Raw genomic sequence first — 25170 nt, forward strand, 5'->3', positions numbered from 1 at the left:
GGCTGGTGGACCGGGCCTTCGCGGTGCTGCACGGAGGGTCCCTCCCGGCCGGGTTCGACCCGGAAGCCGGGACCGGGCCGCCGGAAGCCGGCCCGATGGATCTCCGCGGTACGAAGGCGCAGGGGCTTGTCTCGCCAGTGGGGTACCAGTTCATCTGGTGGACCGAGGGTGGCGACAGGTGGTACGCCCAGGGCAACGGCATCACGCGGGACGACCTCGTGTCGGCGCTGGAGAGCCTGGACCTCGGGTCCGGTCAGGTGTCCGGGGTGCCCCAGGGATACGAGCTGGTGGAGCTCCCGAAGGCCGACCCCGGTACGAGGCAGTACCAGTGGATGCTGTGGCAGGGGTCGGTCCAGGACGGTCGGCTGCAGGAAGGGTCGCCGTACGTGCGCGTGGCCTGGCCCGCTCTGGTTCCCGAGGAGTACGGCTACCTGGAGGGAGGTGGAGAGTTCGTCGAGTTCGACGGCGGGCTTGCGACGTACTCCGAGGACACCACAGGGGTCAACGCCAACACCTTCAGCTGGAGGGAGGGCGATGTGCAGTACAGCATCTCGGACTCGGACTCGGACTCGGACTCGGACTCGGACGCGGACGCGGACCTCGCGACGATGAAGCAGATCGCCCGCTCCATGGAACCGATCGACGCCGACGACCCGCGCCTCCGCCTCGACGAGTGGAACTACGACTGACTCCGAGAATCGCTCTCGCAGCCTGATCGTGCCGGGCTGTGGCCCGGCGGCCGCGTGTGTGACCTGTCGACTGACAGCCTTCGTGCCTGTGAACCGACTCGTCCACGCGCGGCTGCCGGCCTCGGGGCGGTAGAAACCCTGGACAGATCCGATCACGAACACGAGGGACTACCGGCTCCCGGGAACAGGCCGTCAATCGGTGGGACGCGCGCTGAACAGGTCACCCGGCTGGCAGTGGAGGACGTCGCAGATGGCGGTCAGGGTGGAGAACCGGACGGCTCTGGCCCGGTCGTTCTTCAGCACCGACAGGTTCACCACGGTGACCCCGGCCCGTTTGGAGAGTTCGGCGAGAGTCATCCCGCGCTCGGCGAGGAGTTGGTCGAGGTGGCAGACCACCCGGTGATTGGGCGGCTGCTCGTCATCGGCAGCAGCCATCACACCAGTCCGTCGAGGTCGGCTCGCATCGCCGCGCCCCGGCGCAGGAACTCGGCCGCCGCGCCGAGGCCGAGGCCGAGCACCAGCGTGGTCGTCGGCGGGTCGATGACGATCTGCAGTTCGAGCGCCTGGGCCAGCGGCCAGGTGCGCCGTGCGGCCTCGAGGAGTGCGAGATGACCAGCGGCTTGGAGTCCGGCTGCCAGCAATCCGCCGAGCAGGAGCACGGCGGCCGCTGCGCCGACCCGACGGGCGTTGCGCGGACGGAACGGGTCTGCGGTGCGCAGCGACCGCACCACCCGCCAGAGCAACCCTCCCGCCGTCGCGATGACAGCGGCGAGCAACAACGCCGGCCCGAAGATCCAGAACCGGTCGCCGACCGTCGGCTCGGTCACGGTAAGGATGGCGGCGCCCTCGGGGAAGAGTTCGAAGCCACTGGCCGCGACGTGCGATCCGAGGTCGGCCTTGGGGTCCATCGTCACCGGTAGGACCAGGTTGTCGGCGATCAGCGCGCCGATCGCCGAGCCGGCGGCCAGCAGGACGCCTAGCGTCAGGGCGGCCGCCGTGGCCGCCTCGAAGGCCCACTGGCCCGCCGGAACCGTGCGGGGGCCACGCCCCTGTTCGATGTCATGCTGCACGACAAACCTCCCCTATCGACATTCGATATGCTTCTCGTCTAGTATACCGAAAGTCGATATGCCACCGACGGGCTTGGCCACCGGTATGTCGAACGACTCAAGCTGCCCCCGAGAGACTGGACCCACCATGACGATCCCCGTACCTGCCCGCTCCGCCGGGCTGTTCTTCGCCGGCGCACTGATCTGCTTCGTCGCTCCGCCACTCGCCGCGGGCGTGTTCGCACCCGACGGGGCGCCGATGGTGCTCATCGCGGTCACCGTCGCCGAACTGGTGTCAGCCGCAGCCCTCATCGCCTGGTGGTTGCGCCGCCACGGGCTGACGCACCGCAGCCTCGGCCTGACGTCGAGTCACTGGCGACGGGACACGCTGATCGCGGCGGCCACCGTTCCACCCCGACTCCTTCTGGAGTTCGGTGTCCTGCTCCCGGCAGCCGGCGGCGCGGCCAACCTGGAAGTCCAGGAGATCCTGCGAATGGCCTCCGGCGGCCCGGTCGCGTTAGCCGCCGCCCTCGTCCTCGGGATCGTGGGCGGCGGCATCGCCGAGGAACTGTACTTCCGCGGCTTCCTGCTCGGCGCCATCCCGCAACGGACCGCCCGGCCCCGGGCGGCGCTGAAGGTGGCAGCAGTCGTCTCGGTGGTGCTGTTCGGTCTGCTGCACCTGCCGACCAACCTCCTGGATGTCCTGGCCATCACCATCGCCGGCCTCGTCTACACCGGGCTGTTCCTGGTCACCCGACGGCTGACGGCATCCATGCTGGCCCACGCCCTGTGGAACGCCGCCGCGATCGTCACGGCCCTCGTCATCTACGGCTGAGCAGGGGTTGTGGCGCGACATTCAGCTACGCCTCGCGCAGCTCGGCATCACCGTCCGGCGCCCTGGATCTGCGCCGTCTCACCGTCGCGGACATCGTGTCGGGTCACGCCCCGCCCGTCGCGGTCCGCGCGACGGCCACGGCCGCCGACGTGCGCGCCACCGCCGACCGGTCGGGCCACCTGCGCATCCTGGTCCAGGACGCCGACGGCGCCCCGAGCCGCGTGGTGCACGTGCGTGACGTGCTCCTGGAAGCGGACGACCGTCCCGTCGCGGACCTTGCCCGTCCCGCCTACACGCTGGCCCCGACCATGCCGCTGCACACGGCCCTCGCGGCGATGCGCGAGACCCGCAACCACCTCGCGGTCGTGTCCACCCAGGACGGCCCCGGCGTGATCACCCTGGCCGACGTGCTCGCCCGGATCTTCCCGCGCACCACCGCGGCATGAGCGCGCCCGGCGCGTCGGGTGATGCGAGTCGCCGTATCCCTGCCAGGCTGCACGGCATGGGTCGTCGGACGCTGGTCGTGGTGATTGCGGTGCTCGGCGGTGTGGCCGTACTGAGCGGACTCCTGGGAATCGTGGGCGGGCCTGCGGCGCTGCCCGGTGGTGAGCCGGTGAACGCCACCGTCGACAGCCAGTACCGGTTCGCCAACGTGTTCTGGCTCGCTGCCGGACTGCTCGTCTGGTGGAGCCTGCGTCGCCCCGAGCGGCGCCGCGAGGTGACACGGGTGGTCCTCGCGATCGCCGCGGTCGGCGGCGTCGCCCGACTGGTCTCCGTGCTGGTGACGGGGTGGCCGCATCCGGTGTTCGCCGGGGTGATGGTGCTCGAGCTGGCCGTCGTGCCGCTCGTCGTCTGGTGGCACGTGCGGGCGTTCGGGCGGGCACGCTGAACCTCGCTCCGAACGTCGCTCCGCTGTCAGCCGACCGGCTCCAGCACGACGACCGGGGTGTCCCGCGGTCGCGTCGCGACGAAACGGTCCAGGTCCTCGCCGCCCCAGCCGCGAGCCGCCACGAGGGCGGGCCATAGCCGGTCGCGTTCGTCGCCCCCGGCCTCGCGGCCGCGCACGCCGAAGGTTCCGTCGACGGTGTCGATCGCGGCGTCGGGCCGGGCGGACAGGTTCAGCCACCAAGCCGGCGGCTCGTCGCCCCACCCGTTCATGGCGAGTGTGACGTAGCGGCCGTCGTCGACCACGTAGCCGAGGATGACGGCACGTTCCTGGCCGCTCCGGCGGCCGGTGGTGCGCAGCCGCAGCATCCCGAACCTGCCGCCCCGGGGGCGGGTGAGCGGGTAGCGGCCGCCGGTGAGGCGGTAGAGGCCGCGCTGCGCGGACCAGACGGTGCGTATCACCCAGCGCGGCGGCAGCCAGGGCCGGTCGGCGTTGTCGTCGGTCGAGTGTGTGTTCACGGCGATCCTTCCGGGGTTCGGGCCGCAGTTCTACAGCGTAGATACGGCGTATATACACTGTAGATCTACGGCGTAGAGCCCGCAAGGGTAGGGTTTCGGCAATGCCTGCATCCGCCGCCCCCGGCGCGCGTGGGACGTCCCGCGCGCACCTCAGCCGCGATCGCGTCGTCGCCGCCGCGATCGACCTGGCCGACGCCGGTGGCGTGGACGCGGTGAGCATGCGCCGCCTCGCCGCGGAGCTCGGTATCGACCCGATGTCGGTCTACCGCTACGTGAACGGCAAGGACGACCTGCTCGAGGCGATGATCGATGCCGTCATCGCGCGGATCGAGCCGGTCACCGACGCCGGTGACTGGCGAGCGAACGCCCGCGCGACCATGCTGGCGGCCCGCGCGACGATGCTGCGTCACCCGTGGACCGCTCAGCTGCGCAAGGTGAGGTCCACCCCGACCCCGGCCGAGCTGCGACACCTCGACACGCTGCTGGGCATCCTGCGCGACGGCGGACTCGACCTCGCCCTCGTGCATCACGCGATCCATGTGCTCGGCAGTCGCATCCTCGGCTTCAGCCAGGACCTCTACGACGACTCCGGCGACACCACGCCGGACGAGGTGGCCGCCCAGGTGCGGGCGTTCGAGGCGATGGGCACGCCGCGCCTCGCCGAGCTGACCGCCGCCGTGGCCGGCCACGAGGGGCTCGGCGGCTGCGACGACGACGCCGAGTTCGTCTTCGCCCTCGACCTCACCCTGGAAGGGCTGGACCGCCGCCGGCCCCTGCGCTAACCGCGCCGGTGCGACGTCGACCCCGAAGTGCCTGCGCGCGACCACGCCATCTTGCGTGGTAGGAGCGTGTCCAGGACGTCGGCCGGCTCCGCCATCAGCAGCTGCCAGCCGCGGTCGGCGGCCCCCGACAGCATGTCCGCGGCGATGTCGGTGTAGTACGGGTTGCGGAACGAGGAGACCACGAGCCCCAGCGCGTTCGTCTTCTTCCGGGTCACCAGGTTGCGGGCGAACCGGCTCGGACGGTACCCGAGGCGGTCGGCCGCCTCGAGCACCCGCCGCCGGGTCGACGGGCTGATGTCGTCCATGTCGTTCACCGCTCGCGTCACCGTCTGCCGGGACACCCCGGCCTCTTCGGCGACGTCGAGGATCGTCACGCGCTTGCCCACCGGTCAGCCCTTCTCGACCTCATAGGTCCGGCCCGCCGTGGACCTCCAGGCCCAGCGCGTGCGGCCGTGCGGTGCCGGTGCGGTGGGCCGCGGCTCGATCGCCGCGCCGGTGTCGTCGACGACGATCGGCCGGGGTCCCGCGGCACACTCGATCACGAGCTCGCCGTCGGACGCGGTACGGATCCGGGCGTGCCGCAAGCTGCCCGACTCCCAGGCGAGGTCGACGGTCCGGTCCCCGCGCGCACGGAGGCCCCGGACACTGCCACTGCGCCACGACGGCGGCAGTGCCGGCAGCAGCGAGACGGCGCCGTCGTGGCTCTGCACCAGCAGCTCGGCCAGCCCGGCCGTGCCGCCGAAGTTCCCGTCGATCTGGAAGATCGCGCCGCCGGGCCATCCCTCGAGCGGGTGCAGGTCGAGCAGCGACGCCGAGCTGAGCTCGCCGACCAGGACACCGATCGACCGCTCTGCCAGCTCCGCGTCCCGCAGCCGCGCGGCCAGGCAGAGGACCCATGCCTGGCTCCAGCCCGTGTGCCCGCTGCCGTGCTCGAGGCGGTAGTCGAGCGCTCGTCGCACCGCCTCGTACTCGGCGGGTGTGGCCGTCTCCGTGATGCGGGTGCCCGGGTACGCGCCGTACAGGTGCGAGAGGTGCCGGTGATCGGGTTCGCTGGGCAGCAGCGGCAGCGCCCACTCCTGCAGGCGGCCGGCGTCGTCGATCGCGGGGAGCCGGAGGCGCGCGAGGGCCGCGCGGCAGCGACCGGCCACGTCGTCGACGACGTCGAGGCGCTCGGCGAGTCGGACGTACCGGTCGAGTGCCTGCGCCGCGAGCTCCTGGTCGATCGTGGACCCGGCGGTCACGGTGCCGTGCTCGCCGTCCGCGAGGAAGGGGTGCTCCGGGGACGACGACGGGCTCACGACGAGCATGCCCTCGGCGTCCTCCACGAGCTGGTCGAGCGCGAACTCCACGACCGCCCGGCTGACCGGCAGCGCCACGGACCGGGCGAACTCGTCCGACCAGCTGTACTCGAGGCGGTCGCCGACGTGCGCGGCGATCCACGCCAGACCGGACTGCCAGTTCGACCACTGGGGTTCGCCCTGCACGGGCGCGGTGAGCCGCCAGAGGTCCGTGTTGTGGTGCGTCGTCGAGCCCCGGGCGTCGTAGACCGACGCCGCGACCGGGCGGCCGGCCTCGGCGAGGTCGCGGGCGAGGTCGAAGAGCGGCTCGTGCAGCTCGGGCAGGGCGGCCGGCTCGGCGGCCCAGTAGTTCATCTCGACGTTGATGTTGGTCGTGTAGTTGGAGCTCCAGCCGGGCCGGACGTCGACGTTCCAGATGCCCTGGAGGTTCGCCGCCTGCGTGCCTGGGCGGCTGCTGGAGATGAGCAGGTACCGGCCGAGGTCGAAGTACCGCTGCGCGGCGGCCGCCCGGGGATCGTCCGACGCGGACAGGTCGAGCCGGACCCGGCCGAACAGCTCGGTGTAGTCCTCGAGGTGGCGTCGTCGGAGGTCGGCGGCCTCCTGCGCCAGCGCGGCGCGGACCCGGGCCCGCGCCTCGGAGGCGAGGGCTGCGAGATCGGCGCTCGGCCGCTCGCCCGTGCCGCGGAAGCCGCTCGCCGCGGAGGCCACGAGCCGGCGGTCACCGGTGACGGCGGCAGCGACCGCCCAGCCCATGCCGGCGTCGACCAGGCCGTCGTCGTCCGGCGCGGCGCCGTCGTACCCGAGTGCGTCGTCGCTCGGGATGTAGTTCGGCAGCACACGGCTCGGCGCGCGTCCGACGGCGACCAGCCACTCGACGCCGTCCGACGTGGACACGGTGACGTCGACGCCGGGGTGGGGCGACTCGAAGCCGAGCGTGGCACCGGGTGGTGCCGCGGCGCCGTCGGCCTCGGCGACGACGACGCCGTCCGGGGCGCTGACGTAGGTCTCCATCGAGCCCGATCCGGTGTCGACCCGGGCGGTGGCGGTGCGCAGGTCGAGTCGCCGGCGGTAGACGGCGGGGTCCACGCCGTCGGCTCGGCCGCTCTCGGCGGAGCCTGCCCTGGCGGAGCCTGCGTCGTCGGCCCGGCCCCACCGCCACGACAGCCGCCCGAGCGGCTGGTACGACTCGGTCCAGCCGTCGGCCTGGAGTTCCCGGGCCAGTTCGTCGGCCCCGAGGTGGTCTTCCGCCGCGATCACCGTGCGCAGCTCCTCGACGGTTCCGGGACGCACCTTGCTGACCGGGGATCGGCCCGGCCCGCCGGACCAGACGGTGTCGAGGTTCAGGTCGAATTCCTCGACGCCGGGCCGCCCGTAGACCGTCGCGCCGAGCGAGCCGTTGCCGAGCAGGAACGCCTCGGGGAATCCGGCGGCCGGCCGCTCCAGACTGATCGCCTGGTCGTCGGGCTGAAGTTCAGGTGACACGTGCCTCTCCTTCGAGTCCGTCCGTGAACCTTCACGCTAGCAATCGGGGGAGAGCACGGACAATGCCCGGCCGCCGCCCGCCGCGACGCTGTCAGCCCACGACGGCGCTGAGCGCCGTCGGCGGGACGTGGGGGTGGCCCTGGACGTCGACGCGCCGGCTTCCGCACCGGCCGCAGCGCACGTAGCGCACCAGGCCTTCCGACGTCCGGTGGCTCGATTCGGTGACCCACGCGTGCTCGTGGAACCCGTTCGGGCCACGACCCGTGCTCGGCGGTCGTCGTCGACATCACCCGCAACGGACGGCAGCAGTACTGTTCCGTCCGCTGCGCTAACCGGGCGGCGGTACGCCGGCACCGCGCCCGAGCCCGCACCGACCGCTGATCACCGGGGCGTCGGTGCGCTACTCGTACCGGAGCGACGAGATCGGGTCCTGCCGCGACGCCCGCAGCGCGGGCAGGGTTCCGGCGAGGAACGCGATGGCCATGACGCCCAGCACGACCGCCGCCACGGTGGCCGGTTCGAAGGCGAGGAGCGTGAGTCCGGGCAGGTCGGCCAGGAGGTCGCCCGACAGGCCGCCCACGAGCTGCCCGACGCCCATCGCGGCGAGCGCACCCAGCGCGCTGCCGACCAGGCCGATGACGACCGCCTCGATGCTGAACAAGGAGAAGACGCGCGCGTTCGACAGGCCCATCGCCTTCATCAGCCCCACCTCACGGGTGCGCTCCTGCACGGCCATGAAGAGCGTGTTGACGATCCCGATGCCCGCGGCGATCAGCGCGATCACGGCGAACCCGTTCAGGACCAGCACGATCGCGTCGATGACCGACGTGATCGTGCCGAGCTGTTCCTCCAGGGTGCTGCCGGTGTAGCCGGCGTCGGCCAGCCGGTCCTGCAGGGCCTGGGTCTGCTCCTCGCCGGCATCGGCGTCGAACCAGACGGACGCCTGCTGGTAGCGGGTGGTCTCCGCCTCGGGGGATCCCGTGGCCTGCAGGTCGTAGAGGTCCTGCGTGAGCGCGTCGTTCGGGATGGCGCCGCCCATGCTGATGAGGCCGGGCTCGGCCACGCCGACGACGGTCGCCTCGGCCGTCTCCTGGGTTCCGGTGCCGTCGGTGACGGCCAGTACGACCGTCTGCCCCAGCGCGTCGCCGGCGCTGCCGAGGGCGAGGGGCTCCAGGTAGTCCTCCGGCAGCACGAGCTCCGGGCCGGCGGCGTCGAGGTCGACCTGCTCGCCCGCGGCGAGCTCGACCTCCATCCCCGGGACGAACTGGGCGACCCCGAGCTGGTACCTGTCCCCGCTCTCGTGCTGGACGTAGTCGACGGCGACGCTCTTGACGGGCTCGATGTCCAGCACGCCGTCGATGTCGGCGAGGGTGTCGATGTCGTCGTCGGTCAGGGCGACCGTCGTCGTACCGGGCGGGCCGTCGGCCTCGATCCGGTCGGGGTCGTACTCGGCCGGGCCGTCGGTGGGCTCGGAGTCGCTCGCCTTGGTGACGGTCATGACGTCGTCGACGCCGACCGAGGCCACGGTGTCGTCGAGGTACTGGTTGACGCCGGTGCCCAGGCCGTTGGTCACGGAGAGCGTGAACGCGCCTATGAAGATCGCCAGCACGGTCAGGCTGGTCCGCAGCTTGGACCGGAAGGCGTTGCGGAACGCGGTCCCGACGATGTCGATGCCCCTCATGCCGCCACCTCCTCGTACGCGGCGATCAGGCCGTCGCGGAGGTAGATGCTCCGGTCGCACCGCGACGCGAGGTCGTCGTCGTGCGTGACGACGACCAGGTTGATGCCCTGGCGCCGGTTGAGGTCGAAGAGGATGTCCTCCACGACGCCGCCGGTCGCCGTGTCGAGGTTCCCGGTCGGCTCGTCGGCGAAGATCACGCGCGGCCGGTTGATCAGCGCCCTGGCGATGACGACCCGCTGCTTCTGCCCGCCGGACAGGTCGTTGGCCTTGTTGCCTGCCTTGTCGTCGAGCTCGAGCTGAGCGAGAGCGGCCATCCCGCGCGCGGTGCGCTCACGCCGCGGGACCCCGGCGATCTTCAGCGGGAGGGTCACGTTGTCCAGCACGCTCGCCTGCGCGTTGAGGAAGAACTGCTGGAAGACGAACCCGAAGGTGCTGTTGCGGGTCCGGTTGAGCTGCCGGGCCGACAACCGGGACGTGTCGGTCCCGTCCAGGGTGATCGTCCCGGCGGTCGGCCGGTCGAGCAGGGCGAGCAGATGCATCAGGGTGGACTTTCCCGATCCGCTCCTGCCGACGATCGCGAGGGTCTCGCCCTCGGTGATGTCCAGGTCCAGTCCCTTGAGCGCCTCGAAGGCGCTCGGTCCGGATCCGTAGGTCTTGCGTAGGTTGCTGACGGAGATCAGTGGGGATGCCACCTCGGCCGCCTCTCTCGTGTCGCCGAAGAACTTGACACGGTCAACCCTCGCCGAGGAGCCGCCCGCGCGAATCGTCCTGGCGATGACACCTGCGTACCACGCTGGTACCACACAGGAAGCGCTCGGCGCCGGAAGCGGCTGGTACGTCGTCGCGAGTCGGCGCGACGAAGAGGGGGGCCGGCCGCGCGGGTCCGGCCGGCTCCGTCCCCGCGCGGGTCGACTCAGGGCGTCGCCGTCGGCTACGCCGGGATGTCGAGTCTGCGGTCGAGGAAGTCTCCGATCAGGCCGGCGACCTCGTCGACGGCGCTCTCCAGCAGGAAGTGACCGCCGTCGAGCAGGTGGATCTCCGCGTCGTGGGCGTCCTGGGCGAACGCCTCCGCGCCCGCGGGGCCGAAGATCTCGTCGCCGCGGCCCCAGACCGCCAGGACCGGTACGCGGCTGTCCCGCAGGTACCGGTGCAGGCGGGGATACAGGGGAGGGTTCGTGGCGTAGTCGCCGAACAGCGCCACCTGGACCTCGTCGTTGCCCGGCCGGGACACCAGCGCGAGGTCGTGGTGCCAGGTGTCCGGGCTGACCAGCGTCTCGTCCGGCACGCCGTGCAGGTACTGCCAGCGGATGGCCTCCAGGGTCAGCGCCCCGCGGACCTGAGCTTCCGTCTCCGGCGTCCGCTCCTCCCAGAAGGCCCGGACCGGGCGCCAGAACTCCTCGACGAAACCGGCCTCGTACCCGTTGCCGTTCTGGGTGACGATCGCGGTGATGGAGTCCGGGTCGCGCAGCGCCAGCCGCCAGCCGACGGGGGCGCCGTAGTCCTGGACGTAGACGGCGAACCGGGTGATGCCGAGCTCGGCGAGCAGCCCCTGGGTCAGGTCGGCGAGCGCGTCGAACGTGTAGCCGAACTCGTGGGCCGAAGGGGCGTCGGACAGGCCGAACCCGAGATGGTCCGGGGCGATCACGCGGTAGCGGCCGGCGATCCGGGGGATCAGCTCACGGAACATGAACGAACTGGTCGGGAACCCGTGCAGCAGCAGGAGGACGGGCGCATCGGCCGGTCCGGCCTCCCGGTAGAAGAGCCGGTGACCCTGGACGGTGACGTAGCGATGGTGGACGGCGCTCACTTCTAACTCCTTTGACAGGTTGTAGTGGTTAGAACGAAACCAGGCGCTCGTGTAACCTGTCAAGCGAGGTTTGGAGGTTAGGGTTGACGATCGACGAGAAGACCGGCGAGACGACCGACGAAGCGTTCCTGCTCGACCTGCTCAACAGCACCCCCGTGGTGGACGGCACCCGGCAGGAGGTCCTGACCGCCGAGTGGCTGCGCGCCCACGGCGGCACGGGCTCGGGCGCGGAACTGCGGGCCACGCGGGAGGCGCGTGACGTCCTGCAGGGCCTCGTACGCGGCGAGACCCCGCTCGGCGCGCTGGCGCCGCTGCTCGAGGGCGTCCGCCGTCGGCCCGCGGTCACTGGCGGAGGGATCGAGTGGACGGTCGAGGTGAGCGGCGCGCGGCGCGCGGCCGTCCGTGCCGTGTTGGCCTGGGACGCCGTGCGGCGAGCAAACCCCGGCCGGCTGCGCCCGTGCGCCAACGACGAATGCGCCCGGTTCCTCGTCGACCACAGCAAGCCGAACCGGGCGCGATGGTGCTCGATGGCCCTGTGCGGCAACCGCATGAAGGCCCGCCGCCACTACGAGCGCACCCGGAGCGGCTGACCACACGACATCGGACCGACCACGCGGCAAGTAGCCGACCGCGGTCCATGGGCGCCGCGGCGTTCGTGCGGCGTCAGGGGATCCGGCGGCGGGCGGCCCAGCCGCCGCCTGCCCCGGCGATCACCGCGGCGACGAGCACACCGGCGACAAGCGGACCCGTCCCGACCTGCGAGACCTCGGCGGGGCCCGCCGCCCGGGAGGGCACCTCCGCGAGCGTCGCGGCCGTCGCGACGAACGTCGGCGCGGGGTGCGCGCCGCTGGGGTCGGTGTCGCTCCACGAGTAGGCGGCGCCCGAGGAGCACCCCTGCTCGGTCGGGAAGGAGAACGACTGCCCGACGGCGCCCGTCACCCGCACGTCGAGCGTGAACTCGGCGCGCTCGCTGTCGGGCACCGGCTCACCCTCCCAGTGCACGTACCCGGGTCCGACGTCGGCGCCCCAGCCGTCGGGCTGCCCGGCCGTGAGGGCCTCGACACCGTCGGGCATCGTGACGTGCAGGGTGTCGGTCGGCTCTCCCTCGCAGCCGTGGTCGAACGTGAACGTGAGGGTGGTGGTGCCGTCGTCGTTCGGTTCGACCGTCTCGATCAGGACATGCGCCGCGGCCGGCGCGGCGGGCAGCAGGCACAGGACGCCGACGGCGATCACGCCCAGCAGGGTCCGGACGCCGGCCCGCAGCAGACGGGCGGCGGTGGGGGTACTCACGATGTCACCTCGATGGGGATGTCCACGATCGGGTTCTCGTACTTCGAGGTCCGCACGCTCACCGTGACGGTCCAGCTCCCGGGCATCGTGAGGTCGAGGGCGGCCTCGTACGTGCCGGGTCCGGTCTCGGTGAGCGGGTGGGTGAACGGCCCGATGGACGGCTCGGCGAGCGTGGTGGTCAGTTCGGGCAGCGCGACGGGCTCCGCGGGGGCGCCGTCGGCGTCGAGAAGTACGACCTCCAGGGAGTTGACGCCGACCCTCCCGGGAGTGATGCGCGCCTGGAGCGTGCCGTCGCCGAGCTCTTCCGTCACGTCCACGGCCTCCGGCACCGTGGCATCGGCGTCGGCCGGGACCGCGGTGACCGGGCTGTTCGAGACCAGGACGCCCGTCACCGCCAGGACGAGCCCCAGGAGTACCGCCTCGGCGGCGACGGTCCGGCCGAGCCGGCGTCGCGCCACCGCACCGGGCGAGCCGGCCGCGGCGGGCCCCCGCTCGGCGACGGCGGCGGCCGGCACGAGCCGGTACCTGTTCCAGGCGGCGATCGCGACGACGCACAGCGCGAGCGCGGTCTTGACCAGCAGGCTGCGGCCGTAGGCCGTGCCCACCAAGGCATCGACCGTGCCGAGGATGCGCCAGCCGAGCGTCACCCCGGTCAGGGCGAGCGCCAGGACGAGCCACGCGCCCAGCGCGGAGAACCGCGCGACGGTCACCGCGGCGCGCCGCGGCTCCAGGAGGGCCGACGGCGCGAGCACGAGCGCGAGCCCGACGACGCCGCCGAGCCACACCGCGCCCGCCGAGACGTGCAGCACGTCCGCGGCCAGGACGAGCCACGGCGGTCCGAACGTGCGGGTGTGCCCGACCAGCAGCAGCGCGCCGAGCGCGAGTGCCGACCCGCCGAGCGCGAGGCCCGCGGACCGGACGGCGCGGGTCTCGCGCCCGGCCCGGGGTGCGGCGAGCGTGGCCACGACGAGTCCGGTGAGGCCGAGCGCGCCGGCGGCTGCGGTGTCGGACATGATCCCGGCGGCCCAGGTCGCGGGGTCCGCGACGGCGCCGAGCCCGGCCCCGGCCTGCCAGGCCGCGGTCAGGGGCACCGCGGCGGCCAGGGCGACGCCCGCGACCAGGAGCGCCCAGCGGCGCACGCGCTGGATCCGGCGGCGGAGCACCGGGGCGGCGCCGGGCGTCGCGTGCAGCACGAGCAGTTCGAAGACGACGAGGCCGGCGACGAGGAACGTACCCAGGTGCACGGCGGCCTGCTCGATCGCGCGCGCGGCGACGAGTGCCGCCGTCGGCTCGGCGACCTGGACGTCGACGCTCGTGTCGCTCGGCGCCCCGACGGAGAACGAGAAGGCGCCGGCGACGGGGTGGGTGTCGAGCGAGATGACGCGCCAGCTCACCACGTAGGTGCCGGCGGCGAGCGGTGCGTCGGGCGTGACGACGACGGTGTCGTCGACGGCGACGGCCGTCGCGGCGACCGGTGACCCGTCCGCGGCGAGGAGGGTGGTGCTTCCGGCGACCACCTGGACGGGTTCGTTGAAGGTGATCGTGACCTCGTCGGGCGGTGCCTCCAGGACGGCGCCGTCCCGCGGGTCGGTGCCGACGAGCACGGCGTGGGCCGCGGCCGGGCCGCCCGCGAGGATCGCGAGCAGCCCGGCCACGGTGCCGACGAGGGCGGCCACCGCCCGGCACCAGTACCTGGAGCGGGGCATCGTGCGGCTCAGCCCTGGGTGCGGGACCGCAGGAACGCCAGCAGGCCCAGCACCAGGCCGCCGGCGCCGAGCGCGAGGGCGACCCAGGTGAGGGCGGGCGTGCCGGTCTCGGTGTCGGAAGCGGTCGAAGCGGCCGACGCGCTGTTCTCGGAGGCCGCGGAGACGTCCTCGGTATCGGCCTCGTCGTCGGACATCGACTCCCCGTGGTCGTCGCCCTCGGCGGCCGTGAGCACGAAGGACGGTGCGGGGAAGTCGAGCACGTGCGCGTCCTCGCCCTCCTCGGGCACCTGCACCCAGGCGATCTCGCCCTCCTCGCACTCCTGGACGGCGGGGAAGACGAGCGTCTCGCCCTCCGCCTCGGGGAGCTTGAGCGACAGCTCGAAGGCATCGCGGAGATCGTCGGGCAGCGGGGTCTTCGCCGTGTAGACGACCTCCGCGACCCGTTCGGTGTACTCGCCGCCGTGGCCGTCGTCGATCGGCTCGGCGAGGTCCTCCATGACCTTCTCGACGTCCCAGTTCGGGTTCACGCTGGGGGTCACCGAGAGGATCTGCTCCGGCATCCGGATGGAGACCTTCTCGGTGGAGGACCCGTCGCAACCGTGCGGGACGCTGAGGGTGAGCAGGGAGTACGAGCCGGCGACGGTGGTGCTGGGGGTCACGCCGACGTGGGCCGAGGCCGTGGTCGCGCCGGCGACGACGAGCCCGGCCGTGAGGGCGGTGGCGCCGAGGGCGCGCAGGGACTTTCGCATGAGGGTGCCTTTCGCGGAAGAGGTGTTCGTGGGCACGCCACGCCACGGCGCGTTCGCGCGCCACGCGGCATGCTCCGGCCCGGCGGCGTACGACGACGTACGACGGCGCCCGGCCGGTGGTCGAGGTGTCAGACCGCGACGGGTGGCGCGCGCCCCCGGGGCGGGCCGCCGGCGAACGCCGGACGCACCTCGGGAAGGTAGCCGTGCGCCGGAGGCGTCGTGACGAGCACGACGCGTGGCTCGCCGGGAAGGCTGTGGCCCGTGAGCCACGCCCACAGCCGCCACAGCAGGGCCTCACCGTGCCGCAGGGCGACGGCGATCACCAGCGTCGCGGCGGCATGCGCGCCGATCATCCACGGCGTCGTCGCCGTGTCCTGATGGTGGTGCGCCGGCCCGGGGACCGCGGACAGAGCGGCGGACCGCTCGAACGCGACGTGCAGCACGACCTGCCCGGCCCCGAGCACGCCGATCAGGCGTGGCATGGCGATCTCGCGCCGGGTGAGCGGCCGGATCGCCAGGGCGGTCAGCGCCGTGAGGACGGCGAGCGGCACCGTGCCGGGGTGTGCGCCGCCGGCCAGGAGGTGCGAGACCAGGGACAGTCCCACCGTCACGACGGCGAGCAGGAGTATCCGCAGTGCACGGAGCGCTCCTGTCCCGGGTGAGATCACGGGGTGAACTGTAGCGCCGGACAACGCATCGAACGAAGGTGCCTGTGGTATTTGCTCCCGGTCTAACCGTTCCGGCAGCAGTCCCATCTCTCGGGGAGCCGTTCGAAGCCCGCCGACAGATAGGTGGCGACGGCGCCGGGCTGGGCGGTCGGGGTGCAGACGAGCGCGCTCGACGAGCCCAGCTCCCGGAGCGCGGCGGCCGCGGCGACCGTGATCGCCCGGCCGTACCCCTGACGGCGATGCTCGGGATGCACGCCCATCGGCTCGACCAGTCCGGGCCTTCCTGGGCCGGCCGACCACACCGTCACGACCGCCACGGCGTGGCCCGCGTCGTCGTACGCGATCAGACACCGGGCATCGGAGTACAGCGGGCCGGCGGCCATCGCATGCCAGCGCTCGTCGGTGAACGTCGAGCCGGTGAACGCCGCCCGCTGCACGGTGGCCCGGTCCTGCGCGCTCTCCGGCCCGGCCGTCTCGACCCGGACACCCGGGTCCGGTACCGGCTCCGTCAGGTCGCGGCGCAGCGGGGTGAACGGCTCGTCGTCGCCCCAGCCGTCCTCGCGCAGCAGGTCCTTGACGAGCGCGTCCTCGGGCGCCTCGACGCCGCCTCTGCCCGGCATCAGGACGCCGCGATCCGGGTCGGCCACGTCGGAGGCGATCTGCCGCGCCAGATCCTCGTCACGCCGGGCGTCCGGCGCCGTCGTCAGCCGCAGCAGCCGGGGTCCGTCCAGCAGGCCGACGGCGAGCATCCGCCCCTCCCGGCTCCAGGTCCGGACCGCCGCGGCCGTCGCTACCGCGCCGAACCGCCAGTACCAGCCCAGGTCGCCCGGATGCAGCTGCATCGCCGCCTCGTCGTCCTGCCACCGGCGCAGCGCGCCCACGGCCTCGCCCAGCTCGTCCACACCCGGTTTGCCCAGCACGATCGTCATCGTCCGATCAGACCGCACGGGGCGGGCGATCCGCACGTCCTTTTCGGATCATCGGAGGGCTGCTGAGGCCGCGACCACGAGCTCGGCGACGCGACCACGAGCCTGGCGACCGGCTCCCTCGGCCGATGCGACAGAACCTCGTGGTCGTGGTGCCAACCGCGTGGTCGAGGACTCAGCAGCCAGCCCTTACCCGCGCGATCGCCTAGGTGGTGGGGATCCGTGCCTCGATCCTGGCGATGACGTCGTCCAGCGCCGGCGCCTCGATGCCGTGGGCCTCGGCCCGGCGCCGCACGGCTCCGCCGATCGCGTCGAGCTCGCCCGCGTGGCCGGCCTCGATGTCGGCCTGCAGGGAGGAGCGCATCGGCGCCGGGAAACCGCTCAGGATGCCGTGCAGTTCCTCGCCCGTGGTCGGCACGCCCTCTGCGGTGGCGGTCGCCGCGATCTCGGCGAGCAGGTCCGATGTCAGCCGGGGATCGCGCGTCAGCGCGTCCCCGATCGCGGTCGCCCAGGCCGACGTCAGCAGCGCGAGCGGGGCCAGGAAGCGGAGTTTCTTCCACAGCACCTCGGCGTCGGTCCCGCCCGTGACGATGTCGATGGGCGTGTCGCGCAGCGCGGTCACCACGCCGAGCCCGGCGGCGCCGTCGGGCACGACCACCCGCAGGAGGTCACCGCGGTGCCGGACCCGGAGCGGGCCGGGTTCGCCCGCTCCGGTACGGAGCGTCTCGCCCGCGATGGTGGCGCCGACGACGTGCACGCCGGGCAGGGCAGAGCGCAGCACGTCGAGGTGGTCCAGACCGTTGAGCAGGGAGACCACCTCGACGGGGCGGGCGCCGGCGAGCAGTTCGGCGGCGGCCGCGACGCCCTCCGCCTTGACCGCCACGACCACGCGGGCGCCGTGCGGGACCTCCGTCGCGGCGGTGAGCGGCGCGTGCCAGGTGCCGAACCTGTCGGTCTCGAGGTCGAAGCCGTGCTCCGCGATCTGCGCGGCGGTCCTCTCACGGGCGATCACGACGACGTCGTGCCCGGCCCGGTCGAGCATGGCGGCGACGAGGCCGCCGATCGCGCCGGGTCCGATGACGGCGATGGGGGTGTCAGACATGGGCCGATGCTAGGTGGCCGGACATACGCCCTCGGATCGGTCTCACGATCCGGTGCCGGATCGGGGGAGCCATCCCTGGATGCTGTCCCGGCATGCGGGTACGTCGCTGTCCGTGGTCGGCAGTTCGTCGTGAGATCGGCAGCCCGAACTGCCGATCTCACGACGAACTGCCGACCACCGTGGTTGCCGGGCGGGGCCTTACCGGACGCTTACCGACTGGAGGCCGGCGGAACAGGATGGTGGCGTGCCAGGTTGTCGGGAGGAGAGACGCCCGGGATGCCGGGCGCCCGCAGAGGACCGTACGAGAGGTGACAGAGATGTCCGAGATCATCGAGAACCCGTTCGTGATCGCCCCGGGGACGGTGCAGCGGGGCCGGACCAGGATCCGCGCCTACAGCGAGGGCGAGCTCGTCGCCGACGCCGTCGATCCGCTGCTGGTCTGGGAACACTCCTACTACCCCCGGCACCTCTTCGCGCCCGAGGACCTGGAGGTCGAGGTGCGCCCGTCGTCGTCCCACGGCCCGCGGTCCAAGGCCCTCGGACCCACCGAGCTGTTCGACGTCGTGATCGGCAATCGCACGCTTCCCGGCGCCGCGCAGCGCTATCCGGAGGCCCCGGTCGAGGCCATGCGCGACGCGTTCGCCCTGACCTGGTCGGCCTTCGACACCTGGCTCGAGGAGGACGAGGTCCTGCACACCCACGCGCGCAGCCCGTACGTGCGCATCGACGCGCTGCCGTCCAGTCGGCACGTCCGCGTCGTCGTGGGCGGGGAGGTCGTCGCGGAGTCGAGCCGGCCGGTCGTCCTGACCGAGACCGGGCTGGTACCCCGCTACTACCTGCCGCGGGTCGACGTGCGGATGGACCTGCTGACCCCCACCGACACCACGAGCCACTGCCCCTACAAGGGTGAGGCGTCGTACTGGACCATCGACGCCGGGGGCTCGCAGCTCGCCGATGTGGTCTGGGGGTACGACACCCCGCTGCCGGAGTCGACGGGGCTCGCCGGTCTGGTCTGCTTCTGGCCCGAGAAGACCGCCGACCTGGAGCTCTACGTCGACGGGGAGCGGGTCGGCCGGCCGTAGGCGATCACCCGTGGTCGCCCGCCTGCCCCGGTGATCGCCCGCGGTCGGCGGTAGGCGGTCACCGGCCCATCGACCCGACCCCCACCACGATGACGTCGAAGTGCTGCATCAGCGGATCCGCTTCCCCTCCGGGTCGAAGATCGGTTCGGCGGTCACGGTCGCGGGGAGGCGCTCGCCGAAGTACTCGACCTCGACCGGGGTCCCGGGCTCCGCGAGCTCCTGCGGCAGCCACGCGTACGCGATGGACGTGTCCGTCGTGTATCCCTGCTCGGCGCTGGTGACGTACCCCACCACGCGATCGTCCAGGTAGACCGGCTCCGAACCGAGCACCACCCGGCGCGGGTCGTCCAGGGTCAGGCAGGTGAGCAGCCGGGTGACCGGCCGGCCGGCGAGCGCGGACCGGCCGGTGAACTGCCGTGCGGCGGGCCGCACGGCGAAGCCGACCCCGGCCTCGGCGGGGCTGTCCTCCCGGGTCATGTCGGTGCCCCAGAGCCGGTAGCCCTTCTCCAGCCGCAGGCTCTCGAAGGCCCGGCGCCCGGCCGCGACCAGGCCGTGCGGCTGCCCGGCGGTCCAGATAGCGTCCCACAGCCGGCGGCCGAACTCCGCGGGCGCGTACAGCTCCCAGCCGAGTTCGCCGACGTAGCTCAGCCGCAGCGCCAGCACCGGCACGCCCGCGATCCGCATCCGCCGCGCCCGGTAGTACCGGAACCCTTCGTTCGAGACGTCCTCGGTGGTGAGCCCGGCCAGCACATCGCGGGCGTTCGGCCCCCACAGGCCGATCCCGCAGGCCCCGGACCCGGCGTCGTGGATCTGCACGGCGCTGTCGGCGGGCAGGTGCTCGCGCAGCCAGGCGACGTCCAGCGGGCCGTTGATGCCCAGGTGGTACTCCTCGGGCCCGAGCCGGGCGACCGTCACGTCGGAGAGCACGCCGCCCTGCTCGTCCAGCAGCAGCGCGTACGACATCAGCCCCACCGACTTGTCGACGTCGGTGGACAGCAGGGACCGCAGGAACGCCGTCGTGCGGGGGCCGCTGACGGTGATCCGGGGCAGCGCCGTCATGTCGTACATCGCGACGGCCGCCCGGGTCGCGCGTGCCTCGGCGGCCGCGATCGGCGACCAGTGCCGCGCCGCCCAGGCGTCCCGGCCGGCCACCGGGTCCGTTCCGTCCGCCGCGCCGTCGGAAGTCCCGTCCGCCGCGCCGTCGGGCATCCCCTCGAGGAGCGTCGCGTTCGCCTCGTACCAGAGCGGCCGTTCCCAGCCGTTCGCCTCCCCGAACACGGCGCCGAGCGCCTGCTGCCGGTCGTGGAACGGGGGAGTGCGCAGGCCGCGCAGCCGCAGCGTGGGCGCCTTCGGGTGCACGACGTCGTAGACCTCGTCGTAGGCCTCCTCGGCCCGCTCGACGGTGAAGTCGTGGCTGACCACCTGCGGGTCGAACCGCCGGAAGTCCAGCCCGTGGGTGTCGATGCCGGGGTCGCCGCTGGTGATCCAGTCGGCCATCACCTGGCCGACGCCGGCCGACTGCGTCACCCACACCGCCTGGGCGAGCCAGAGTCCCTCCGTGCCCGGTACCGGGCCGAGCATGGGCCCGCCGTCGGGCGTGAAGGAGAAGATGCCGTTGAACGAGTTCGCGAGGTCGAGGCGGGACTCGCGCAGGCCCGGCAGGATCGTCTGCGCCTCCTGCCATGTCGGTTCGAAGTCCTCGCGGGTGAGCGGGTGCATCGCCGGGTGGACTCCGGTGCGGGCGAACTCGTCGGCGCCCGCGATCCGGTCCGGTTCGACGGGGATCGGCCGATGCTCGTAGGCGCCGACGCTGATCGTGCTGCCCCACTCGCGCAGGTACATCGCGAAGTCCTGGTGCCGCAGCATCGGGCGTGCCACCTCGACGTCGTCGTCGAGGGCGGTCAGGGAGGGGACGGGGGTGCTGCGACCGGAGCCGTGCTCCATGGGCATCATCGGCAGCTCGAAACCGAGGAGGTCGCGGGCGAGCGCGGGGCCCCACAGCCCCGCGGCGAAGATCACGACATCGGCCGGAACAACGTCGGCAGTCGTGCCGTCGGCAGTCGTGCCGTCGGGCGCCGGGACCGGAAGCACCTCGACGCCCGTGACCCGGCCGTTCTTCGTCCGGATGCCGGTCACGCGGGTGCCGCCGATGATCGTCGCTCCGCCGGCCGTGGCTCGCCGCGCCTGCCACTCCACGGCGCGGACGCCCTTGACCACGGCATCGGTCGGGGTGTGGAAGCCGCCGAGGACGGTCGCCGGGTCCAGTCCGGGCCAGAGGCGCGCGCACTCCTCGGGCGAGACCACCTCGGACGGGATGCCCCACGAGGAGGCGAGTCCCTGCCGGCGCATCATGTCCCGCAGTCGCTCAGGGGTGCGGGCGATCTCCAGTCCGCCGACGCGTTTCGAGAGCCAGGCGCCGTCCAGCTCCAGGCCGTCGAACTTGTCCAGGGTGCGCCGGGCGAGCGTGCTCATCACCCGGCTCGGCGTGGTCTGGAAGACGAAGCCGGGCGCGTGCGAGCTGGAACCCCCGGTCTCGTACAGCGGTCCCTGCTCCAGCACGGTGACCGACCGCATCCCGCGCAGTACCAGTTCGTCGGCGAGGGCTGCCCCGACCACGCCCAGGCCGACGACGACGATCCGTGGCTGGGCATACGGGGTCGGTGCTGACGCGCGACTGCTCACGGCTGCCTCCTGCGGTTGTTGCGCATATAGCAACATGGTGTTGTGATACGCAACGATCGTAGGGGCGGCGATGCCATCCCCACAATGGGCCGCTGTGACTCGGCGAGGGTTTTACGCCTCCGTAACCGGAGGTCACGGCGCGGACCACCAACCCGCACGGGTGGGCAGCGGCCTATTGCTCCGCCGAGGCCCAGCCGCCCAGCCGGCGCCCCAGGTCAGCGGCGCCCTCGGCGAGCTCTTCCGCGAACTTGGGGAAGCTGTCCTCGGGCATCCGGAAGTTCGGGGCGGTCACCGACAGCGCCGCCACGACGTTCCCGCCCTGGCCGCGCACGGGCACGGCCACCGCGTTGGTACCCGCCTGCCACTCCTCGTGCGACGCCGCCCAGCCCTGTTCGCGGATCGTGGCGAGTTCCGACCGGAGGGCCTCCGGCTCGGTGATGGTGGCCGGGGTGAACCGCTCGTGCTTGCCGCGGACGAGCCGCGCCTGGACGTCCTCGGGCGTGTGGGCGAGCAGGACCTTGCCGGTCGAGGTCGCGTGCAGTGGCGTCTGCTGGCCGACGTCGCGCACCACGGCGACCAGCTGGCTGCCGAGCGCCTGGGTGATGTTGATGGCCGCCTCGCCGTCGAGGACCGACGCGTTGGTGGTCTCGTTGAGCTGCGCGGCCAGCGCGTCGCAGCAGGCTTGCGCGTCGCGGACCAGGTCGACCTGCGCGCTCACCGAGCCGGCCAGCCGGAGCAGGCCCAGGCCGAGGCGGTAGAGGCCGCGGTGTGACTCCTGCTCCACCAGGTGCCGGCCCTCCAGGGTCGCCAGCAGCCGGAACGCGGTGGACCGGTGCACGCCGAGGTGGCGGGAGACCTCGCTGACCCCCATCGGGCCGTTGTTGCCGAGCAGCTCCAGGATGTGGACCGCGCGGTCGACGGACTGCACGGGCGTCGGGTCGGCGGTCGTCGCCTTCATGAAGCGACCTTTCGGCACGTTACGGGCATGTGAATTGTTTGAGGTGAGCCGCCGCACGTCTTGACGGCGGCGGCCTGGGGCACCGCAGAATATTGCGCAAAACGTTGTGCACTGCGAATCGTGTTTCGCATAGCGCAACAATAGCCTGATCGGAGGTCCTATGCAACGCGTATGTCTCCTGGACGATCTGGTACCCGGCGAAGGGCTGCGCATCGACGCGCTCGAGCCACCGATCGCGATCTTTCTCACCGAGGACGGAACCGTGCACGCCGTCGACGACACCTGCACGCACCAGGACGCGTCCCTGGCCGCAGGCTGGGTCGAGGGCTGCCGGATCGAGTGCCCGCTGCACACCAGCTCGTTCTCGCTGCTCACCGGCGAGGTCGACCAGCCGCCCGCGAAGAAGCCGGTCCGGGTGCACCAGGTCGAGGTGCGCGGCGGTGAGGTGTGGGTCGAGCTCTCCGCACTGGAGCCGAACCTCCCGCCCGGGATGGTCGTGGGATGAGCGCCCCGGCGAGTGTCCTCGTCGTGGGTGGTGGCCTGGCCGGCTTCCACACCGCGAACGCGCTGCGCCGTGCCGGCTACGGCGGAGCGCTGACAGTGATCGGCGCGGAGCCGCACCCGGCCTACGACCGGCCGCCGCTGAGCAAGGCCTACCTGGCCGGCACGATCGGCGCGGCCGACCTGGCGCTCGACGACCCGGAAGACCCGCTGGACGCCGACTGGGTCCGCGGGACGTGCGCCGTCGCGCTCGACTCGTACGACAGGGTGGTGCGGACGGCCGACGGCCGCGCCTTCGCCGCGGACGCGATAGTGGTCGCCACCGGCTCCGACGCCGTGCGCCTCGGCCCGGCGCTCCCGGGCACCCATGTACTGCGCACGCTGGACGATGCCGAGGCGCTGCGGTCCGACGGCGTCGCCGGCCGCCGCGTCGCCGTGATCGGCGGCGGGTTCGTGGCACTCGAGACGGCGGCCACGGCCACCGCGCTCGGCGCCGCTTCGGTGACCGTCGTCGGCCCGGAGGCGTACCCGTTACGGAGCCGCCTCGGGCCGGAGGCCGCCCTGAGCCTGAAGGCGCTGCACGAACGTCACGGCGTGCGCTTCGTGGACGAGGCCCGGGCCACCGGGTTCGTCCCCGGGGCGTCCGGCCGGGTCGGCGGCGTGTCCCTGGCCGACGGCGGGCTCGTGGAGGCCGACCTCGTCGTCGCGGGAGTGGGCGCCCGGCCGGCAACCGGATGGCTGGCCTCGTCCGGGGTGCCGCTCGGGCTGTCCGGCGCGGTGCTCTGCGACGAGGCCGGGCGTACCGGAGCCGACGGCGTGTGGGCGGTGGGCGACTGCGCGCAGCGGGCCACCCATGGCCGTGCGGGGCACTGGCAGGACGCCGTCGACGACGCGGCTGCCGCCGCCGCCTCGATCCTGGGCCACGAACCGCCGCCGGCCCCGGTGCCGTACTGCTGGTCCGAGCAGTACGGCACCACGATCCAGGTCGCCGGCGAGCCGAGTAGCGCCGACCGGGCCACGATCCGCGACGGCTCGGTCACCGGCGGCGACCTGCTGATCGTCTACGAGCGTGACGGCGAGGAGGTCGCCGTGCTCGGGATGAACCGCCTCCGTGAGGTGACGCGGTGGCGCCGGTCGCGCATGCGGCGCCGGTCCGTTCCCCAGCCCATGCCCGTGCCCGAACCCCAGCCCGGAGTCCTGCTCGAGAAGGAGAGCGCGGCATGATCATCGACAAACTGGACAGCCCGGTCGAAGGGTCGCTGATGCCGACCCTTCCCGGCCGCTACTACACGGACCCGCAGATCTTCGCGCTGGAGCAGGAACACATCTTCGAGAAGAGCTGGAACTGCGTGGTGCGCAGCGCGGACCTCGCCAGGCCCGGCGACTGGAAGGTGGTGCAGGTCGGCCGCGAGCAGCTCGTCGTGAGCCGGAACCGGCGGGGCGAGGTGCGCGCGTTCTACAACGTGTGCCGGCATCGCGGGATGCGGGTCTGCACCGAGGAGTCCGGCAGCGGGCGCACGTTCCAGTGCGGCTACCACGCCTGGACCTACGACCTGGACGGCAAGCTCGTCGCGGCACCGAACCTGACCAGGATGCCCGACGTCGACCGCGACCGGTACGGGCTGCGCGCCGTGGCGGTGCGGGAGTGGCTGGGCTACGTGTGGGTGTGCCTGGCCGACGAGCCGCCGTCGTTCACCGAGACCGTGCTGGGCGAGGTCGTCACCCGGCTCGGGGACGTGCACCACCTCGACAACTACCACATCGACGAGCTGGCCGTCGGGCGCCGGATCACCTACGACGTCGCGGCGAACTGGAAGCTGATCATCGAGAACTTCCAGGAGTGCTACCACTGCGCCACGATCCACCCCGAGCTGACGAACGTGCTTCCCGAGTTCGCCGAGGGCTGGGCCTCTCAGGCCTTCGTCAACCACGGTGCGGAGTTCGGCGAGGACGTCGAGGGGTTCACCGTCGACGGTTCGTCCGGCGTCGGGCAGCTACCGACGATCGCGCCGGACCAGGAACGCCGCTACTACGCGATCACCATCCGGCCGAACGTGTTCGTGAACATGGTCCCTGACCACGTGATCTTCCTGCGGATGTTCCCGGTCTCGGCCGAGCGGACCGTCCTGGAGTGCGACTGGCTGTTCGTGGGCGACGTCGTGGAGTCGGGTACCGACGTCTCGGCGTCGGTCGAACTGTTCGACCGGGTCAACCGGCAGGACTTCGACGCCTGCGAGAAGACCCAGCCGTCCATGGCCTCCGCCCTCTACACGGACGGGGGCGTGCTGGTCCCGGCGGAGCACCACATCGGCGAGTTCCACGAATGGGTACGGGAGAAGGTGTCGCCGGGCCTACGCGGGTAGATGCGGCCCACGTGTGGTCGGCCGTTCGGCGTGTGGTCGGGGGTTTGGCGTGTGGTCGGTCAAGTGATTGACCGACCACACGCCAAACCCCCGACCACACGCCGAACGGCTGGCTG

General features: G+C 72.5%; 26 protein-coding genes and 1 pseudogene. 11 read left to right on the forward strand and 16 right to left on the reverse strand.

From position 1 onward, the window contains the following. Positions 1–5: 5 nt before the first annotated feature. Complete coding sequence (locus tag ACYVK5_RS10080; protein WP_460704417.1) at positions 6–689, forward strand: hypothetical protein; 684 nt, start codon at positions 6–8, stop codon at positions 687–689. 192 nt (positions 690–881) lie between these two features. Here the strand turns inward: ACYVK5_RS10080 and ACYVK5_RS10085 are convergent, their stop codons facing one another. Both ACYVK5_RS10085 and ACYVK5_RS10090 read right to left on the reverse strand, forming a co-directional pair. Continuing rightward, on the reverse strand, positions 882–1124 hold the full coding sequence (locus tag ACYVK5_RS10085; RefSeq protein ID WP_460704419.1) for a helix-turn-helix domain-containing protein: 243 nt from the start codon (positions 1122–1124) through the stop codon (positions 882–884). Continuing rightward, positions 1124–1759 (reverse strand): hypothetical protein, encoded by a 636-nt coding sequence (locus ACYVK5_RS10090; RefSeq protein ID WP_460704421.1) that lies wholly within the window; start codon positions 1757–1759, stop codon positions 1124–1126. The genes ACYVK5_RS10085 and ACYVK5_RS10090 overlap by 1 nt, the downstream gene beginning before the upstream one ends. A gap of 127 nt (positions 1760–1886) precedes the next feature. On the opposite strand from ACYVK5_RS10090, the gene ACYVK5_RS10095 reads away from it, so the two are divergent. From ACYVK5_RS10095 to ACYVK5_RS10105, 3 genes are all read left to right on the forward strand, one after another. After that, on the forward strand, positions 1887–2573 hold the full coding sequence (locus ACYVK5_RS10095) for a CPBP family intramembrane glutamic endopeptidase (protein WP_460704423.1): 687 nt from the start codon (positions 1887–1889) through the stop codon (positions 2571–2573). A gap of 95 nt (positions 2574–2668) precedes the next feature. Continuing rightward, positions 2669–3019: a CBS domain-containing protein gene (locus ACYVK5_RS10100; protein ID WP_460704425.1), complete on the forward strand. Its 351-nt coding sequence runs from the start codon at positions 2669–2671 to the stop codon at positions 3017–3019. Positions 3020–3075: 56 nt separating this feature from the next. Beyond that, positions 3076–3462, forward strand: a complete 387-nt coding sequence (locus tag ACYVK5_RS10105) for a DUF4345 domain-containing protein (protein WP_460704427.1) — start codon at positions 3076–3078, stop codon at positions 3460–3462. Between the two features lie 26 nt (positions 3463–3488). On the opposite strand, the gene ACYVK5_RS10110 is transcribed toward ACYVK5_RS10105, so the two are convergent. After that, entirely contained in the window at positions 3489–3977 is a 489-nt protein-coding gene (locus ACYVK5_RS10110) for a nitroreductase/quinone reductase family protein (protein WP_460704429.1), read from the reverse strand. A gap of 101 nt (positions 3978–4078) precedes the next feature. On the opposite strand from ACYVK5_RS10110, the gene ACYVK5_RS10115 reads away from it, so the two are divergent. After that, the gene (locus ACYVK5_RS10115) at positions 4079–4759 is read left to right on the forward strand and encodes a TetR/AcrR family transcriptional regulator (protein WP_460704431.1); all 681 of its coding nucleotides are present in this window, start codon (positions 4079–4081) and stop codon (positions 4757–4759) included. Here the strand turns inward: ACYVK5_RS10115 and ACYVK5_RS10120 are convergent. Both ACYVK5_RS10120 and ACYVK5_RS10125 read right to left on the reverse strand, forming a co-directional pair. Continuing rightward, on the reverse strand, positions 4756–5145 hold the full coding sequence (locus tag ACYVK5_RS10120; RefSeq protein WP_460704433.1) for a LacI family DNA-binding transcriptional regulator: 390 nt from the start codon (positions 5143–5145) through the stop codon (positions 4756–4758). The two genes, ACYVK5_RS10115 and ACYVK5_RS10120, sit on opposite strands and share 4 nt — an antisense overlap. A 3-nt stretch (positions 5146–5148) precedes the next feature. Beyond that, positions 5149–7539, reverse strand: a complete 2391-nt coding sequence (locus tag ACYVK5_RS10125) for a glycosyl hydrolase family 95 catalytic domain-containing protein (protein WP_460704435.1) — start codon at positions 7537–7539, stop codon at positions 5149–5151. Between the two features lie 261 nt (positions 7540–7800). Here ACYVK5_RS10125 and ACYVK5_RS10130 point away from each other — a divergent pair. After that, positions 7801–7920, forward strand: a pseudogene (locus ACYVK5_RS10130) (CGNR zinc finger domain-containing protein); the annotation flags it as partial. A gap of 19 nt (positions 7921–7939) precedes the next feature. Here the strand turns inward: ACYVK5_RS10130 and ACYVK5_RS10135 are convergent. From ACYVK5_RS10135 to ACYVK5_RS10145, 3 genes are all read right to left on the reverse strand, one after another. Continuing rightward, the gene (locus ACYVK5_RS10135; RefSeq protein WP_460704437.1) at positions 7940–9220 is read right to left on the reverse strand and encodes an ABC transporter permease; all 1281 of its coding nucleotides are present in this window, start codon (positions 9218–9220) and stop codon (positions 7940–7942) included. Continuing rightward, positions 9217–9912, reverse strand: a complete 696-nt coding sequence (locus ACYVK5_RS10140; protein ID WP_460704439.1) for an ABC transporter ATP-binding protein — start codon at positions 9910–9912, stop codon at positions 9217–9219. The genes ACYVK5_RS10135 and ACYVK5_RS10140 overlap by 4 nt, the downstream gene beginning before the upstream one ends. 239 nt (positions 9913–10151) lie before the next feature. Continuing rightward, positions 10152–11027 carry an alpha/beta fold hydrolase gene (locus ACYVK5_RS10145; protein WP_460704441.1) on the reverse strand — a complete coding sequence of 292 codons (876 nt, stop codon included), beginning with the start codon at positions 11025–11027 and terminating at the stop codon, positions 10152–10154. An 83-nt stretch (positions 11028–11110) separates the two neighbouring features. Here ACYVK5_RS10145 and ACYVK5_RS10150 point away from each other — a divergent pair, with 83 nt between their 5' ends. After that, positions 11111–11617 carry a CGNR zinc finger domain-containing protein gene (locus tag ACYVK5_RS10150; protein WP_460704443.1) on the forward strand — a complete coding sequence of 169 codons (507 nt, stop codon included), beginning with the start codon at positions 11111–11113 and terminating at the stop codon, positions 11615–11617. A 73-nt stretch (positions 11618–11690) separates the two neighbouring features. Here the strand turns inward: ACYVK5_RS10150 and ACYVK5_RS10155 are convergent, their stop codons facing one another. The 6 genes from ACYVK5_RS10155 to ACYVK5_RS10180 all read right to left on the reverse strand — a co-directional run bounded on the left by ACYVK5_RS10155 (position 11691) and on the right by ACYVK5_RS10180 (position 17468). After that, the gene (locus ACYVK5_RS10155; RefSeq protein WP_460704445.1) at positions 11691–12317 is read right to left on the reverse strand and encodes a DUF1775 domain-containing protein; all 627 of its coding nucleotides are present in this window, start codon (positions 12315–12317) and stop codon (positions 11691–11693) included. Beyond that, complete coding sequence (locus tag ACYVK5_RS10160; RefSeq protein WP_460704447.1) at positions 12314–14023, reverse strand: copper resistance CopC/CopD family protein; 1710 nt, start codon at positions 14021–14023, stop codon at positions 12314–12316. Before ACYVK5_RS10160 ends, ACYVK5_RS10155 begins: the two co-directional genes overlap by 4 nt. An 8-nt stretch (positions 14024–14031) precedes the next feature. After that, entirely contained in the window at positions 14032–14772 is a 741-nt protein-coding gene (locus tag ACYVK5_RS10165) for a YcnI family copper-binding membrane protein (protein ID WP_460704449.1), read from the reverse strand. A 128-nt stretch (positions 14773–14900) separates the two neighbouring features. Continuing rightward, positions 14901–15440 (reverse strand): hypothetical protein, encoded by a 540-nt coding sequence (locus ACYVK5_RS10170; RefSeq protein WP_460704452.1) that lies wholly within the window; start codon positions 15438–15440, stop codon positions 14901–14903. 62 nt (positions 15441–15502) lie between these two features. Continuing rightward, positions 15503–16369: a GNAT family N-acetyltransferase gene (locus ACYVK5_RS10175; RefSeq protein WP_460704454.1), complete on the reverse strand. Its 867-nt coding sequence runs from the start codon at positions 16367–16369 to the stop codon at positions 15503–15505. 202 nt (positions 16370–16571) lie between these two features. Continuing rightward, positions 16572–17468: a ketopantoate reductase family protein gene (locus tag ACYVK5_RS10180; RefSeq protein ID WP_460704456.1), complete on the reverse strand. Its 897-nt coding sequence runs from the start codon at positions 17466–17468 to the stop codon at positions 16572–16574. 317 nt (positions 17469–17785) lie between these two features. On the opposite strand from ACYVK5_RS10180, the gene ACYVK5_RS10185 reads away from it, so the two are divergent. Then, entirely contained in the window at positions 17786–18550 is a 765-nt protein-coding gene (locus ACYVK5_RS10185) for a DUF427 domain-containing protein (RefSeq protein WP_460704457.1), read from the forward strand. Positions 18551–18658: 108 nt separating this feature from the next. Here ACYVK5_RS10185 and ACYVK5_RS10190 read toward each other — a convergent pair whose 3' ends face one another. After that, complete coding sequence (locus ACYVK5_RS10190; RefSeq protein ID WP_460704459.1) at positions 18659–21232, reverse strand: GcvT family protein; 2574 nt, start codon at positions 21230–21232, stop codon at positions 18659–18661. 172 nt (positions 21233–21404) lie between these two features. Then, on the reverse strand, positions 21405–22190 hold the full coding sequence (locus tag ACYVK5_RS10195; RefSeq protein WP_460704461.1) for an IclR family transcriptional regulator: 786 nt from the start codon (positions 22188–22190) through the stop codon (positions 21405–21407). Positions 22191–22350: 160 nt separating this feature from the next. On the opposite strand from ACYVK5_RS10195, the gene ACYVK5_RS10200 reads away from it, so the two are divergent. From ACYVK5_RS10200 to ACYVK5_RS10210, 3 genes are read left to right on the forward strand one after another with little or no spacing between them, the layout of a single operon-like run. After that, positions 22351–22695 (forward strand): bifunctional 3-phenylpropionate/cinnamic acid dioxygenase ferredoxin subunit, encoded by a 345-nt coding sequence (locus ACYVK5_RS10200; RefSeq protein WP_460704463.1) that lies wholly within the window; start codon positions 22351–22353, stop codon positions 22693–22695. Then, complete coding sequence (locus tag ACYVK5_RS10205; RefSeq protein ID WP_460704465.1) at positions 22692–23915, forward strand: NAD(P)/FAD-dependent oxidoreductase; 1224 nt, start codon at positions 22692–22694, stop codon at positions 23913–23915. Before ACYVK5_RS10200 ends, ACYVK5_RS10205 begins: the two co-directional genes overlap by 4 nt. Continuing rightward, positions 23912–25054 (forward strand): aromatic ring-hydroxylating oxygenase subunit alpha, encoded by a 1143-nt coding sequence (locus ACYVK5_RS10210; RefSeq protein ID WP_460704467.1) that lies wholly within the window; start codon positions 23912–23914, stop codon positions 25052–25054. The genes ACYVK5_RS10205 and ACYVK5_RS10210 overlap by 4 nt, the downstream gene beginning before the upstream one ends. Positions 25055–25170: the final 116 nt, after the last annotated feature.

Source organism: Myceligenerans halotolerans (assembly GCF_054782975.1).